We start from the raw sequence: 13,256 nt of genomic DNA on the forward strand, positions 1-13,256 counted from the left end.
CCGAAACGGGTGCGACCGATGGCTGAGGAATCCCTGCGCCGCGGCTGGATCGATGCGGTGCTCGACCGGGTCGAGCCGCCGCCGCTGTCGTCCTGGGCCTATGCCGTGCGGATCTGGCTCGCCATGATGCTGGCGCTCTATGCCGGGTTCTGGCTCCAGCTCGAGAGCGCGTCCTCGGCCGCCGTCACGGTGGCGATCCTGGCCCAGCCCCGGCGCGGGCAGGCCCTGTCGAAGGCGGCCTACCGCTTCCTCGGCACGCTCGTCGGCTTCGCGGTGGCGATCCTGTTCGCCGCCCTGTTCGGGCAGGACCGGGTCGAGATGCTGGTCGCCTTCGCGCTCTGGATGGGGCTGTGCGTCTTCACCGCCAACTATCTCCAGGGCACCAAGGCCTACGGCGCCATGCTGTCGGGCTACACGGTGGCGATCATCGCCATCAACAACATCGACGCGCCGCAATCGGTCTTCGCCACCGGAATCGAGCGGGTCGCCGCGATCACGCTCGGCATCGTGGCGATCACCTTCATCAACGACGCGCTCGGCGCGCCCTCCATCTTCCCCGATCTCAGCGCCGGAATGGCCAAGGCCCGTGAGGCCGCGCGCGACTTCGTCCGCCGGGCGGTGCGGGACGGCGATCCGGGACCGGAGGCGGCGGCCGAGGCGATGCGCCTCGCGGCCGCCCCCCGCGACGCGATCGGCGTGGTGGCGACCGAGTTCCACGACGGCGCGAACCGGGCGGCGGGCGCCCGCAGCGCGGTGGCGGCGCTCTTCGCCTCGGTGGCGGCTGCCCGCTCGTTCGCGCTCGCGGTGGCACGTTCCGGCGACCCGGACGACCTGCGCGCGAGCGTGCTCGCCGGCCTCGACGGCGACCGGGACGCGCTGCCGACCCTCGTCGCCCGCCTCGACGCATTGGCCGAGCGCGAGGACGCGGACCCCGACGCGGTGCTGCGGCTGCGGCGCGCCATCGACCTCCTGCGCCAGGACCGGCTCGCCGAGGACGGGGTCGACGCGCTGGAGACCGGACGGGCGCCGCTGCGCGACATGCGGCTGCCCATCCATCGCGACTTCCCCGACGCGCTGCGCAACGCCGCCCGCGTCGTCATCACCATCGCGATCAGCGCGGCGTTGTTCGTGCTCAGCGGCTGGCCCGCCACCTCGGCGGCCCTGCTCCAGGTCTCGGCCTTCGCCGCGCTCGCCTCGATCAACCCCAATCCCGTCGCCTTCGCCACCGGTGCGCTCTGGGGCATGCCGCTCGCCGCGGCCTGCGCGGGCCTCGTCGAGTTCGTCGTCCTCGACGGCGGCCAGGGCTTCCCGCTGCTCGCCATCGCCATGGCGCCGGTGATCGTCACCGCCTGCCTCCTGAGCCTGCGCCCCAAGACCGCGAGCCTCGGCTTCATCCTGCTGGTGTTCTTCCCCGTCGTGCTGGCACCGACCAACCCGCAGCCCTACAGCGCGGAATCCTACCTCACGTCGAGCGTGCTGTTCTGCGTCGCCGGGCTGATCCTGTTCCTCGTCATCCGCATCGTGCTGCCGACCACGAACGCGCAGCACCGGCGCTGGTCGCTCCAGGCCGCCCGGGCCGACGTGGTCGAGGCCCTGTCGGGCGAGCCGCAGGAGGCCGACGAGCGGGTCAACCTCGACGCCGACCGGCTGGTGCAGTTCGCCGGCTGGGGCGGCACCGCCGGGGCGGTGCGCCGCGCCGCCCTGCGGCACGCCTTCGCGCTCGCGGCGCTCGACACCGCCGCCGCGGGCGCCCAGGCCGGCCTGAACCGGCTCGCCGAGGTCCCGGCCTATGACGGAGCCGTGCGCGAGGCCCGGGCGGCGCTCCGCCGGTCCGAGGCCGGTCCCTTGCGCGACGCGGGCGCGGCGCTCCTCGCGGCGTGTCGCGCCGGTCCGGCGGAATCGCGCCGCACCGCGACCCGCGTCGTGGCCGATCTCGCGACCGCGTCCTATGTCGTCGAGGGGCAGGGCCGCGTGCTGCGGCGCCTCGGCCTGTGGGGTCGCGGATAGGTCATGTTCCACGAGCTGACGGTCGGCGGGGTGCTGGTCTCCCCCTTCGTCGCCTACGCGGCGCTCGCCCTGGCGATCCTGCTCGCCCTGCGGCCGCTCCTGCGCGTTCTGCGCTTCGAGCGCGTCGTCGCGAACCCGCCGCTGGCGGAAGCGGGGATCTACGTCTGCATCCTGGCGCTCTTGATCGTGCTGGTCTGAGGAGAGAATCGTGGCGGTCAAGCGGACGAGCCGGGGACGACGCGCCTTGCGGATCCTGGCGACGCTCGTGGTGCTGGCACTCGCCGCCGGTGCCGCCCTGGTCGTCTGGGAATACTACGTCACCGCGCCCTGGACCCGGGACGGCCGGGTGCGCGTCCAGGTGGCGAGCGTCGCCCCCCAGGTCTCGGGTCAGATCACCGAGTTGCGGGTGGTCGACAACCAGCTCGTCCGCAAGGGCGACGTGCTCTACGTGATCGACCCGCTCGACTTCAAGATCGCCCTCGATTCCGCCAAGGCCGAGGTCGAGAACCGCGCCGCCGACCTCCAAGTCAAGCGCGCCCAGGCCGCACGGCGCGAGGCGCTGACCACCGTCTCGACCTCGATCGAGGAGAAGCAGCAATTCGCCGGCACCGCCAAGCAGGCGGAAGCCGCCTTCGCCTCGGCCCAGGCGCAGGCCGCGCAGGCCGAGATCAACCTGAAGCGCACGGAGGTGAGAAGCCCCGTCAACGGCTACGTCACCAACCTGCTCCTGCGGGTCGGCGACTATGCGAGTGCAGGCACCCGCAACATCTCGGTCATCGACGCCGATTCATACTGGATCGACGGCTACTTCGAGGAGACCAAGATGGACCACATCCGGGTCGGCGATCCGGCGACGGCGGCGCTGATGGGCTATGCCGCGCCGATCCGCGGCCGGGTCGAGAGCATCACCCGGGGCATCAGCACGTCGAACGCGGCGGCGAGCACGCAAGGCCTGCCGAGCGTCGATCCGGTCTATACCTGGGTCCGCCTCGCCCAGCGGGTGCCGGTGCGCATCCGCATCGACGAGGTGCCGGCGAACCTCGCCCTCGTCGCCGGCATGACGGCGACCGTCTCGGTCGGCGCCTATGCCGAGCACGACGACCGTCTGCGCACCGCGTTCAACGGCCTGCTCGCGCGGATCGGGCCTCGTCGCAAGGACGATTCCGCCGTGTCGCCCGCCGGCGTGACCACGACCGTGAAGGGCCCCCACGACGTCTCGACCCTCCCCACCCCCGACCTGAAGACCGCCCCGAGCGCCGACCAGATCGCGCCGGGCATCGCGCCCGGCATCAATGCGGCGCCGGAGACGGCGGCACCGAAGGAGAACTCCGGCAAGGAGTCGCGCGGCCCGCACCGTCAGGGCGGCGGCCGCACCGCCCGGGATTGACACGCTCCCGCTTCGCACGGCAGAGGAGAGGGGCTTCACCGCGCGCGGGCGTGGCGGAATTGGTAGACGCAGCGGACTCAAAATCCGCCGTCCTCACGGATATGTCGGTTCGAGTCCGACCGCCCGCACCACTGGCCCCGACGAGGAACGGTCTCACGGCAGCGTGGACGGTTGCGGCATCGGGCAGTGCCGACCGGCCGGCCTGCGATGCTCGCGGAATGCGGCAGTGATGGTGTGGAGCGTCGCCTTCGTCCGCGGATCCGACAGGGACGAGTGCAGGACGATGGCGTAGGACGGGAGCGGCGGCAGGCCGAGTCGCTCGCCGACCTCCACCGAATCCGCCGGGGCGAGCCGGCACGGGAAGGCGGCGACTGCGAGCCCGGCCGAAATGGCTGCGGCATTGGCGGCGGTGCCGCCCACGAAGACCTCGGTCCAGGCGATACCGGCACGGTCGAGCAGGCGTGTCGCGACATCGCGCACGGCGCAGAAGGGCGAGATCGTCGCCACCGGCAGCGCCTCCCCCGCACGATGCGCGAAATCGGGCGCGGCGAACCAGCCGAAATGCTCGGGTCCGAGACGTTCACCCTCACGTCGGTCGTCGTCGCTGCGGACGATCACGGCGTCGAGAGCGCCACGATCGAAGGATTCCATCAGCGCCCACGAGGTGTCGAGCAGGACCTCCAGCGTGAGGGCCGGGTCGAGGGATTTCAGGCGTGCGAGCAGGGTCGGGACCTCCGGCCCCATCACGTGGCAAGCGATGCCGAGCCTGAAGCGGCGGCGCGTCGCCGTCAGTCCGGCGACCGCCCGCTCATGCGCGCTCAGAAATTCCCGCGCCGGCTCGATGAAGATCTCCCCCTGCGCCGACAGCCGCACCTGGCGCGGCGTCCGCTCGATCAGACGCTGGCCGATCCGCTCCTCCAGCCGCCTCAGCTTCACGCTGACGGCACCCTGGGTCGTGCCCAGCGCCTCCGCAGCCCGGGTGAAGCTCCTGTGCTCGGCCACCAGCACGAAGGCGCGGACAGCATCGACATCCAGGGTCAGCATGGCGGCGAACCATCACGATACGTTGTCACTGATATAGTCTGGCATCGCGTTGTGTCATGGTCCAGCCGGAGACACCTTGACCCTTGCCTTGATCGGCGCTGCGGCCGGGGCCGGTCCCCAGTGGATCCTCGTTGCACCCGCCCCTTCCGCCGCAGCTGGAAAGCACAGGGGCCAGCATGTCCACTCTTCGAACTCCGAGACCGCGCGCGGCCCTCGCCGCCGTGTGCCTGTCCGCCCTGATGCTGGGGCTCGAGATCTCCAGCATCCCGGCCATCCTGCCGACCCTCGAACGGGTCTTCCCGGCCGACTTCCGGGAGCTGCAATGGATCATGAACGCCTATACCATCGCGATGACGACGTCGCTGATGGCGATGGGCGCCCTGGCCGATCGTTTCGGCCGCAAGCGCATCTTCCTCGCCGGCATCGCCGTGTTCGGCACGGCATCCCTGCTCTGCGGCCTCGCTGCGAGCGCGCCCGTGCTCATCGCAGTCCGCTTCCTCCAGGGGACGAGCGGCGCGGCGATGCTGGCCTGCCAGATCGCCGTGCTGTCGCACCAGTTCCGCGACGGCCGGGAGCGCGGGACCGCGTTCGGCTGGTGGGGCATCATCTTCGGAATCGGCCTCGGGTTCGGCCCGCTCGTCGGCGGCGCCATCGTCGCCCTCACGACCTGGCACTGGGTCTTCCTCGTCCACGCGGTCCTGGCGATCGCGACAGCGGGGCTCGCCCAGATCGGCGTAGAGGAATCCTCGGACCCTCATGCGGTGCGCATCGATCTCGCCGGCATGGTCACCCTGTCGGTCGCCGTGTTCTGCCTCGTCTCGCTCATCACGCGGGGTGAGGTCCCCTCGCCCAACAGGCCGATCGCCCTTGCCACGGCCGTCGTCGGCGCGCTGAGCTTCGCGGCATTCGTGGCCGTGGAGAGCCGGCTGGCTCGCCCGATGTTCGATTTCCGCGCCTTTCGCATTCCCCGTTTCTCGGGCGCCCTGATCGGTGCGAGCGGCATGAATTTCAGCTTCTGGCCGTTCGTGATCTACCTGCCGATCCACTTCCAGGCCGGGCTCGGGCTCGACAGTGTTGGCGCGGGCCTCGCACTCCTCGCCTACACGCTGCCGACGCTGTTCGCGCCGCCCCTTGCCGAGACGCTGCTGCGGCGACACGGGCCGCGCTTGGTCATTCCGCTCGGCCTCTTCACCATCGGGCTCGGCTTCGTGACGATGCGCGCCGCCATGGCTGTCGATCCGGCAAGCTGGGTCGCCCTGATGCCGGGCTGCCTCCTCGCCGGAACCGGCCTCGGGCTCACCAACACGCCCGTCACCAACACGGCGACGGCCGCGCTCCCGCACGACCGCGCCGGCATGGCCTCCGGGATGGATATGAGCGCTCGGATGATCTCGCTCGCGATCAATATCGCGCTGATGGGCGTCCTCCTGGTGCAGGGCGTCCGGGCCGACCTCGCCGCCCAGGTGATCCCGATCGGGAGAGGCGACCTCGACTGGCTGGCCGAGACGATCGCGGCCGGCGGCCTGCCGGAGGGCATCGGCGAGGCGACGGCTCGCACGGCACTGCTGCACGGTTTCGGCTGGGTGACGCTCTACGGCGCATTGTGCGCCTGGGCGATGGCAGCCGCGAGCCTCGTCGTTCTCGGCTGTCGTGCGGCCCCCGCCCGGGCGGGCCAGTGCGCGTGAGGCGACGAGGCGTGAGGTGCGCGACCGGCGCGCCTCACGCCTCGGGGTCAGCCAAGGCCCGTCCCAGCACCGGCATGACCCGCCCGTCCCCCATCTGCGCCACGTTGAAGCGCATGCGGTCCGGCGCCGTGCGCGAGACGCTGAACACGTCGCCCGGCGCCAGTACCACGCCTTCGCGCAAGGCCGCCCGGGCGACACCCGCCGCGTCGCACCCGTCCGGCAGCATGCACCAGAGATAGAACCCGCCCCTCGGCATCAGCCAGGGCCGGATGCCGAGGGCGGAGAGCCGCTCGGCGGTCTCGCGCCGGGCCCGTGCGAGGCGGCGGCGCAGGGATTCGAGGTGCTTGCGGTACTGCCCGTCGCCCAGGACCCCGGCGACGAGCTCGGCCGCGACCGGGCTCACCCCGCCGAAATGCGTCGCCACCTGGAGGTCGATCAGGGCCTCGATCCGGTCGGGACGCGCCGCGACGTAGCCGCAGCGCACCGAGGCCGAGAGGGTCTTGGAGAAGCTGCCGATGCGGATCACCCGCTCCAGCCCGTCCAGGGTGGCGAGCCGCGGCGAGGGCTCGGGTTCGAGGGGGGCGAAGATGTCGTCCTCGACGATGGTGACGTCGTGGGCGGCCGCCGCGTTGAGGATCCGGTGGGCGATGGCCGGCGACAGCGTGCCTCCGGTCGGGTTGTGCAGCGCCGAGTTGGTCAGGTAGAGGCGCGGCCGGTGCGACGCGGCGGCCTCCGCGAACCACTCCGGGTCCGGCCCGGCCTCGGTCCACGGGACGCCGATCACGGTCGCCCGGTGGGCGCGCAGCAGCGCCTGGAAGTTGAAGTAGCAGGGATCGTCCACCAGGACCGCATCGCCCGGGCGCAGCAGCAGGCGGCAGACGAGATCGACCGCCTGGGTGCCCGAGCCGGTGAGCAGGATCCGGTCCGGGCCGACCGGCAGCCCCTCCTCGGCGAAGAGCCGCGCCAGATGGCGGCGCAGAGCAGCCGGACCCCGCGTGGTGCCGTAATCGGTCAGCACCGCGTCCTCGGCCCGGGCGAGGCTCCGGGCGGCGCGGCGCAAGGGGTCGAGCGGCATCCAGGCGGCGGGCAGCCAGCCGCAGCCGGGCTTCGGGATGTCGGGCTCGCCGTCGAGGGATTGCCGCGAGACCCAGAACGGATCGACCTCCCGGTCGAGGCGCGGGCCGATCTCGGCCAGCGTCGGGGGCGGGGCGAGCGAGGCCGCGTAGAAGCCCGAGCCCGGACGCGAGCGCACCGCCCCCTCCGCCGCCAGCCTCTCGTAGGCCTCGACCACCGTCGAGGGCGAGACGCCCATGAGAGTGGCGAGCCCGCGGATCGAGGGCAGCCGCTCGCCGGGCGTCAGCCCCCGCGCGGCGATCCGCCCCCGGATCGCCCGCATCACCTCGGCCGTGCGCCCGCCTTCCGCCATCGTGACCCCCGACCGTGCGGCTCGTGAGACCCATACAGTTCGGAGAAACCGTACGGGATCGTGTCTTCGGGGCCAAGGGAGGGGGCGGTAAGGCTGCGGGGATGCAGAGCCGATCGGGGCGGAGGGATTTGCGGGCAATCTCCTTTGCCCGCGGGCGGGGAGAGGACTCGGGGATCGACGAGCTCACTCGACCTTGTCGTCGATGAAGCGCCCGCAGGCGAAGCCGGAGCGAGGGTGAGGGGGCGGCGCCGGAGTGGCCTCCACCGGCAATACCCCCTCACCCCCGCCCTGCGGGCTTGCCGAACCCTCTGAACGAGGGTTCGGCCCTCTCCCCGCCCGCGGGGAGAGGGGATTGCTCGCGCTTCTTCCTATTTTCCGAAGAGCGCTGTTTCGGCTCTGCGCATCGGCGGAACGGATACCGGATCATGCAACGACACGCGGACGGGTGGGGCAGCGGGCTCCTCGGGGTGGCGATCTTCAGCGGCTCGCTGCCGGCGACGCGGGTGGCGGTGGGTGGGTTCTCGCCGCTGTTCCTCACCTCGGCCCGCGCGGTGATCGCCGCTGTCCTCGGAGCGGCCCTGTTATGGGGCCTGCGGCAGGCCCGGCCGGCGCGCGGCGACCTGCCCTCGCTCGCCATCGTGGCGGTCGGCGTGGTGCTGGGCTTCCCGCTCCTCACGGCGCTGGCGCTCCAGCACGTCACCTCGGCGCATTCGATCGTCTTTATCGGCCTCCTGCCGCTCGCCACCGCCCTGTTCGGGGTCCTGCGCGGGGGGGAGCGGCCGCGGCCGGCCTTCTGGCTGTTCTCGCTCCTCGGCAGCGGTGCGGTGGCGGGGTTCGCGCTCCTCCAGGGCGGCGCGGCGTCGCTCGCCGGGGATCTCCTGATGCTCGCCGCGATCCTGCTCTGCGGGCTCGGCTATGCCGAGGGCGCCGCCCTGTCCCGCCGGCTCGGCGGCTGGCAGGTCATCTCCTGGGCCCTGGTGCTCGCCCTCCCGGTGATGGCGCCCCTGGCGCTCGCGACCCGGCCGACGGGCCTCGCCGGGATCGGCGCGCCGGCCTGGATCGGGCTCGGCTACGTCTCGGTGTTCAGCATGCTGGTCGGCTTCGTGTTCTGGTACCGCGGCCTGGCGCGCGGCGGCATCGCCGGGGTGGGCCAGTTGCAGCTGCTCCAGCCCTTCCTTGGCTTGGCGCTGGCGGGCCTGCTCCTCGCCGAGCCGGTCGCCCCGGCGATGGTCGCCGTGACGGGACTGGTGGTCCTGTGCGTGGCCGGGGCCAAACGGTTCGCATGAGCGGACCGTCATACCCGGGAATGCGGTTCGCGTGAGCGGACCGCCCCATCCCGGGCCAAGGGCTGACGGCGAGAGTTGACGGGCCGTTTACGGCATCGGGCGCATGTTACGCATCATGCGTCGTGGCATCGTAGCGTTCTCAGCCTTCACGCTCTTCGGCCTGGGGCTTACCGGATGCGCGCTCAACCGGTTTGAGCAGCGCGAACCCTGGCGGAATCAGGCCGAAGAGGTCTGCCTCGCCCAGAAACTCGTTCGTCCGAGCGAGGACATCCAGCCGGTCAAGGAGATCGACGGGCCGGGCGTCTGCGGCATGGTCCACCCGTTCCGGGTGACCCGGCTCGCGGGCGGCACCGTCGCGCTCAAGCAGCGCATGACGCTGGCCTGTCCGATCATCCCGGAGGTGGAGGCCTGGCTCGCCGGCACGGTGCAGCCGGCCGCCCAGATCTATTTCGGCCAGCCGGTGGTCGAGATGAATTCCGGCTCCTATTCCTGCCGCGGCCGCAACAACCAGGTCGGCGCGAAACTCTCGGAACACTCGTTCGGCAATGCCGTCGACGTGATGTCCTTCCGCTTCGCCGACGGCTACGTGGTGACGGTGAAGGGCGGCTGGCGCGGCACGGAGGCCGAGCAGGGCTTCTTGCGCGAGGTCTTCCTCGGGGCGTGCAACCACTTCACCACGGTGCTGGCGCCGGGATCGAACATCTACCACTACGACCACCTGCACCTGGATCTCGCCCGCCACGATCCCCGGGGCCTGCGGCGCATCTGCAAGCCGCTGATCAAGTACGAGTCGCAGCTGCCGCCGCCCGGGACCCCGCTCTCGCCGATCCGCAAGAAGCCGACCTGGCAGCCCGCCCCCGAGCCGGCGCCGATCGACGTCGAGCAGGACGATCCCTACGGCCTGTCGCCGACGAGCGCCCGGGAGACCGGATCGAAGCTCGCCCGCGCCCCGAACCCGCATCCGGCTCCGGTCCAGGCCTACGCCCCTCCCCCGCCGCACGCGCCGCGTCCGGCGCTCGCCGTCGAACCCCGGGCCCTGCCGGAGCCGCTGCCGCTCTCGAGCCCGACCTGGTCGTCCGGACCGATCTACTGATACCAACGGTCGTCGAAGACGACCTTTGGTTCCGTTCTCGAATGTTCGCCGAGCCTCCGGCTTGGTGTCGAAAATTCGAGATGGTTCAACGGCCCCGTCGATCCCGGGCCTGCCCGGGATCGAATCGATGCGTCAGCATCTTTCGCCGTTGGTATGCCGGGCCGGTTGCACCGAACCGCCTTCAGGCCACCACGCCGCCGAGATCCGCCACCACGGCGCGGCGCGCCGCGGCGTCCTCGGCCAGGCGGTGGACGTGCATCTCGGTGGCGCCGCGGGCGCGGGCCCGCGTGAGCCAGCCGCGGCCGAGACGCTCGCGCGGGGTCTCGCCCGCGGCCGTCACCGCCACCAGCTCGGCGGTTCCGTCGCCGCCGCGGCGCACCGCGATCACCACCGCGTCGCCGACCTCGGACGGGTCGTCGTCGAGGGCGTGGATGCCGACCACGTAGCGGCGGCCGGACTGGCCGCGCCAGGCGCTCAGCGGCAGGGCCGGGGTTCCCCGGAGGCTCGTGGCCGTTCTCAGGCGCTCCTCACGCACGTCCGATCTCCTCGCGCGGTCGTTCTGGATGTCCCGCATCGCCACCGACCAGGACAGGGCTCGTTTGTTCGCCATTTGTTCCAGCCTAGTTCTGATTCCAGGGGGCCGTCAAGCACGGCCGACCGGCGTCCCGCAGATCTGGAGAGGCGGAGCGCGGGGTTCAAGCCGCAGGGCGAGGCGACGGCCGGAAAACCCGGCCGCCGCCTTCTCATTCACCAGCGGTGATGCCAGCCGTGATGACCCCAGCCACCGCCCCAGCCGACCCGATGCCAGCCGCCGCCGTAACCCCACGGACGGTGCCAGCCGACCCGGCGGTACCCGCCGTAACCCCAGGGCCGGTGCCAGCCGGCATGGCGCCAGCCGTAGCCCCAGCGCGGGCCGACGACGACCGTGCGGTAGCCGACGACCGGGGCGTAGAAGACCCGCGGCCCGAGATTCGGGCGGCACCAGCCGCGCCAGTTCCGGTGGAACCCGGGGCCGCAGCCGTCACGCGCCTCGGCGGTCGTTCCCGTGCCGACGACGGCACCGAGAGACAGGATCGCGGCGCCAGCAACCATGCTCCAACGCATCATATCCTCCTGTTGTGAGGACCATGAAATGCACGGGCGGGCAAAACCGTTGCGACATTACGAAGAGTTCATGTTGCAGGCAGACCAGCCGCTGTTACGGCTGTGCTTGCGCCGCTGGGCGACGGGGCGCCTCAGGTCTGCGCGGGACGGCCCGTCGTCGCGGCGGCCGAAGGATCGGCCTCGCGCACCAGGGCGTCGGAGGCGGTCTCGATCCGCTCCTGGAGCACCGTCAAGAAGGTGTCGCGCGGCAGGCCCGGCGGGATCACGGGCAGGAACTCGATGACGGCGGTGCCGGGCCGGTAGGTCAGGCGGCGGCGGCCCCAGAACACGCCGGTGTTGAGCGCCACCGGCAGGCAGGGCACGCCGAGGCGATCGTACATGTGGGCGACACCGAACTTGTAGGCCGGCGGCGCGCCCACCGCCCGGCGGGTCCCCTCCGGAAAGATGATCAGGCGACGGCCGTCGGCCATCGCGGCAGCGGCTTCCTCGTTCATCAGCGCCAGCGCCCGGGAGCCCTTCGAGCGGTCGATCGCCACCATCTCGCTGCGGGCGAGATACCAGCCGAACAGCGGCAGCCACATCAGCTCGCGCTTGAGGATGTAGGTGAAGTCGTCGAGCACGGTGACGAGGGCGAGGGTCTCGAGGGCCGATTGGTGCTTGGCGGCGACCAGCACGCCGCCGGCCGGTCGGTGCTCGAGACCGCGGAACTCGACCTTGAGGCCGACGATCGCGTCCAGCAGCCGCAAGATGATCCGGCCCCAGGTCTGGGCGAGCCAGATCACGCTGCGCCGGGTGGCGAGCAGCGGCAGCCCGCCGATCAGGAGCGCGGCGGTGACGAGGTAGAACGCGACGGTGAACAGGATCGAGCGGACGAGCGGCATGGATACGGGCGACAACGGCGGTCCTTCGGGCGGACGGCCCGATCGCCTCGGGCCCGGCCGCGCGGCGGACGGGAACGCGGCGCCCGGTCGAAGCGCCGCCCGCATGATGCGGTGCCCTTCCTTAGAGCATTTCGGTGCCCGCGAAAGGGCGGGTCGGCGCGGCCCGGCGGGCGGGGAAACCTGACGACGCCCACCCGGGCGACGGATGCCGGGCCGGGAAAAACGTGCTTTAAGCCTCGACGGACCCGCGCGACCGAAGACGCGGGGAGACGGAAGGGTCCGCGGCGAAGCGGACCGACCAGGAGGACGCCATGACCACGCTCACGCGCCGCCACGCGCTGCATCTCGCCGTCGCCGGCGCCGTCGCGGGCCCGGCGGTGCTGCGCATCACGAAGGCGCACGCGGCCGAGTTCAGCCTCAAGGCCGCCAACAACACCCCGGTCAGCCACCCGCTGACGATCTACATGACCAAGGCCGCCGACGCGATCCGCGAGGAGACCGGCGGCAAGGTCGACATCAAGCTGTTTCCCAACAACCAGCTCGGCGGCGACACCGACATGCTGAGCCAGCTGCGCTCGGGCGCGCTGGAATTCTTCACCCTCTCGCCCCTGATCCTCGCCACCCTGGTGCCGGCGGCCTCGATCAGCGGCGTCGGCTTCGCCTGGTCGTCCTACGACAAGCTGTGGCCGGCGATGGACGGCGATTTCGGCGCCCATGTCCGGGCGCAGATCGAGAAGTCCGGCCTCTTCGCCTTCGACCGGATCTGGGAGAACGGCTTCCGGCAGACCACCTCGTCGAGCCGGCCGATCCTGAAGCCGGAGGACTTCAAGGGCTTCAAGATCCGGGTCCCGCCGAGCCCGATGTGGACCTCGATGTTCAAGGCGTTCGACGCCGCCCCGATGACGATCAACTTCGCCGAGGTGTACTCGGCGCTGCAGACGCGGATCGCCGAGGGGCAGGAGAACCCGCTGACCCTGATCGACAACGCCAAACTCTACGAGGTGCAGAAGTACCTCTCGAAGACCAACCACATGTGGGACGGCTTCTGGCTCCTGTCGAACGGCAAGGTCTGGCGCGGCCTGCCCCAGGACGTGAAGACCGTGGTGGCCAAGCACTTCAACGCCCAGGCGGTGGCCCAGCGCGCCGACATGGCCCAGCGGGCCGGCACGACGGAGCAGGACCTGAAGGCCCGCGGCCTCGACATCCGCGACGTCGACACCAAGGCGTTCCAGGCCAAGCTGCAATCGGCCGGGTTCTACAAGGAGTGGAAGGGCAAGTTCGGCGACGACGCCTGGGCGCTCCTCGAGAAGCACACCGGCCCGATCGCCTGACCGGCCGGCGAC

At 71.5% G+C, this 13,256-nt stretch carries 11 protein-coding genes, 1 tRNA gene and 1 pseudogene; 8 read left to right on the forward strand and 5 right to left on the reverse strand.

All coding sequences use genetic code 11. The features are described from left to right. The first annotated feature begins 18 nt into the window (after positions 1-18). The 4 genes and pseudogenes from miv_RS16395 to miv_RS16410 all read left to right on the forward strand — a co-directional run bounded on the left by miv_RS16395 (position 19) and on the right by miv_RS16410 (position 3,525). Positions 19-2,007: an FUSC family protein gene (locus miv_RS16395; RefSeq protein WP_207177838.1), complete on the forward strand. Its 1,989-nt coding sequence runs from the start codon at positions 19-21 to the stop codon at positions 2,005-2,007. 3 nt (positions 2,008-2,010) lie between these two features. After that, on the forward strand, positions 2,011-2,205 hold the full coding sequence (locus tag miv_RS16400; RefSeq protein WP_048431353.1) for a DUF1656 domain-containing protein: 195 nt from the start codon (positions 2,011-2,013) through the stop codon (positions 2,203-2,205). Positions 2,206-2,212: 7 nt separating this feature from the next. Continuing rightward, a pseudogene (locus miv_RS16405) lies at positions 2,213-3,088 on the forward strand (efflux RND transporter periplasmic adaptor subunit); the annotation flags it as partial. Positions 3,089-3,438: 350 nt separating this feature from the next. Continuing rightward, positions 3,439-3,525: transfer RNA gene (locus miv_RS16410), tRNA-Leu, on the forward strand. Positions 3,526-3,547: 22 nt separating this feature from the next. Here miv_RS16410 and miv_RS16415 read toward each other — a convergent pair. Further along, positions 3,548-4,438 (reverse strand): LysR family transcriptional regulator, encoded by an 891-nt coding sequence (locus miv_RS16415; RefSeq protein ID WP_207177839.1) that lies wholly within the window; start codon positions 4,436-4,438, stop codon positions 3,548-3,550. Positions 4,439-4,614: 176 nt separating this feature from the next. Between miv_RS16415 and miv_RS16420 the strand changes: the two genes are divergently transcribed. After that, positions 4,615-6,123: an MFS transporter gene (locus miv_RS16420; RefSeq protein WP_207177840.1), complete on the forward strand. Its 1,509-nt coding sequence runs from the start codon at positions 4,615-4,617 to the stop codon at positions 6,121-6,123. A gap of 34 nt (positions 6,124-6,157) precedes the next feature. Here miv_RS16420 and miv_RS16425 read toward each other — a convergent pair whose 3' ends face one another. After that, positions 6,158-7,549 carry an aminotransferase-like domain-containing protein gene (locus miv_RS16425; protein ID WP_244748551.1) on the reverse strand — a complete coding sequence of 464 codons (1,392 nt, stop codon included), beginning with the start codon at positions 7,547-7,549 and terminating at the stop codon, positions 6,158-6,160. A 425-nt stretch (positions 7,550-7,974) separates the two neighbouring features. On the opposite strand from miv_RS16425, the gene miv_RS16430 reads away from it, so the two are divergent. Together miv_RS16430 and miv_RS16435 are read left to right on the forward strand one after the other, a co-directional pair. Further along, entirely contained in the window at positions 7,975-8,835 is an 861-nt protein-coding gene (locus tag miv_RS16430) for a DMT family transporter (protein WP_082171784.1), read from the forward strand. Positions 8,836-8,950: 115 nt separating this feature from the next. Continuing rightward, positions 8,951-9,928 carry an extensin-like domain-containing protein gene (locus tag miv_RS16435; RefSeq protein WP_048428935.1) on the forward strand — a complete coding sequence of 326 codons (978 nt, stop codon included), beginning with the start codon at positions 8,951-8,953 and terminating at the stop codon, positions 9,926-9,928. Between the two features lie 181 nt (positions 9,929-10,109). On the opposite strand, the gene miv_RS16440 is transcribed toward miv_RS16435, so the two are convergent. The 3 genes from miv_RS16440 to miv_RS16450 all read right to left on the reverse strand — a co-directional run bounded on the left by miv_RS16440 (position 10,110) and on the right by miv_RS16450 (position 11,913). Further along, positions 10,110-10,463 (reverse strand): hypothetical protein, encoded by a 354-nt coding sequence (locus miv_RS16440; RefSeq protein WP_244748552.1) that lies wholly within the window; start codon positions 10,461-10,463, stop codon positions 10,110-10,112. A 212-nt stretch (positions 10,464-10,675) separates the two neighbouring features. Further along, positions 10,676-11,032, reverse strand: a complete 357-nt coding sequence (locus miv_RS16445) for a GCG_CRPN prefix-to-repeats domain-containing protein (protein ID WP_207177841.1) — start codon at positions 11,030-11,032, stop codon at positions 10,676-10,678. 131 nt (positions 11,033-11,163) lie between these two features. Next, positions 11,164-11,913: a lysophospholipid acyltransferase family protein gene (locus tag miv_RS16450; protein ID WP_048428913.1), complete on the reverse strand. Its 750-nt coding sequence runs from the start codon at positions 11,911-11,913 to the stop codon at positions 11,164-11,166. A 311-nt stretch (positions 11,914-12,224) separates the two neighbouring features. Between miv_RS16450 and miv_RS16455 the strand changes: the two genes are divergently transcribed. Next, positions 12,225-13,244 (forward strand): TRAP transporter substrate-binding protein, encoded by a 1,020-nt coding sequence (locus miv_RS16455; RefSeq protein ID WP_048428914.1) that lies wholly within the window; start codon positions 12,225-12,227, stop codon positions 13,242-13,244. The last annotated feature ends 12 nt before the right edge of the window (positions 13,245-13,256 follow it).

Origin of the sequence: Methylobacterium indicum (assembly GCF_017347565.1) — a bacterium.
GTDB classification, from domain to species: Bacteria; Pseudomonadota; Alphaproteobacteria; order Rhizobiales; family Beijerinckiaceae; genus Methylobacterium; species Methylobacterium indicum.

What these genes read in the sequence shown, in the direction of transcription:
- miv_RS16400 (WP_048431353.1), top strand. Translation starts at nt 2,011, where the DNA reads ATGTTCCACGAGCTGACGGTCGGCGGGGTGCTGGTCTCCCCCTTCGTC.
- miv_RS16395 (WP_207177838.1), top strand. Translation starts at nt 19, where the DNA reads ATGGCTGAGGAATCCCTGCGCCGCGGCTGGATCGATGCGGTGCTCGAC.
- miv_RS16455 (WP_048428914.1), top strand. Translation starts at nt 12,225, where the DNA reads ATGACCACGCTCACGCGCCGCCACGCGCTGCATCTCGCCGTCGCCGGC.
- miv_RS16420 (WP_207177840.1), top strand. Translation starts at nt 4,615, where the DNA reads ATGTCCACTCTTCGAACTCCGAGACCGCGCGCGGCCCTCGCCGCCGTG.
- miv_RS16425 (WP_244748551.1), bottom strand. Translation starts at nt 7,549, where the DNA reads ATGGCGGAAGGCGGGCGCACGGCCGAGGTGATGCGGGCGATCCGGGGG.
- miv_RS16445 (WP_207177841.1), bottom strand. Translation starts at nt 11,032, where the DNA reads ATGCGTTGGAGCATGGTTGCTGGCGCCGCGATCCTGTCTCTCGGTGCC.
- miv_RS16435 (WP_048428935.1), top strand. Translation starts at nt 8,951, where the DNA reads ATGCGTCGTGGCATCGTAGCGTTCTCAGCCTTCACGCTCTTCGGCCTG.
- miv_RS16430 (WP_082171784.1), top strand. Translation starts at nt 7,975, where the DNA reads ATGCAACGACACGCGGACGGGTGGGGCAGCGGGCTCCTCGGGGTGGCG.
- miv_RS16450 (WP_048428913.1), bottom strand. Translation starts at nt 11,913, where the DNA reads ATGCCGCTCGTCCGCTCGATCCTGTTCACCGTCGCGTTCTACCTCGTC.
- miv_RS16415 (WP_207177839.1), bottom strand. Translation starts at nt 4,438, where the DNA reads ATGCTGACCCTGGATGTCGATGCTGTCCGCGCCTTCGTGCTGGTGGCC.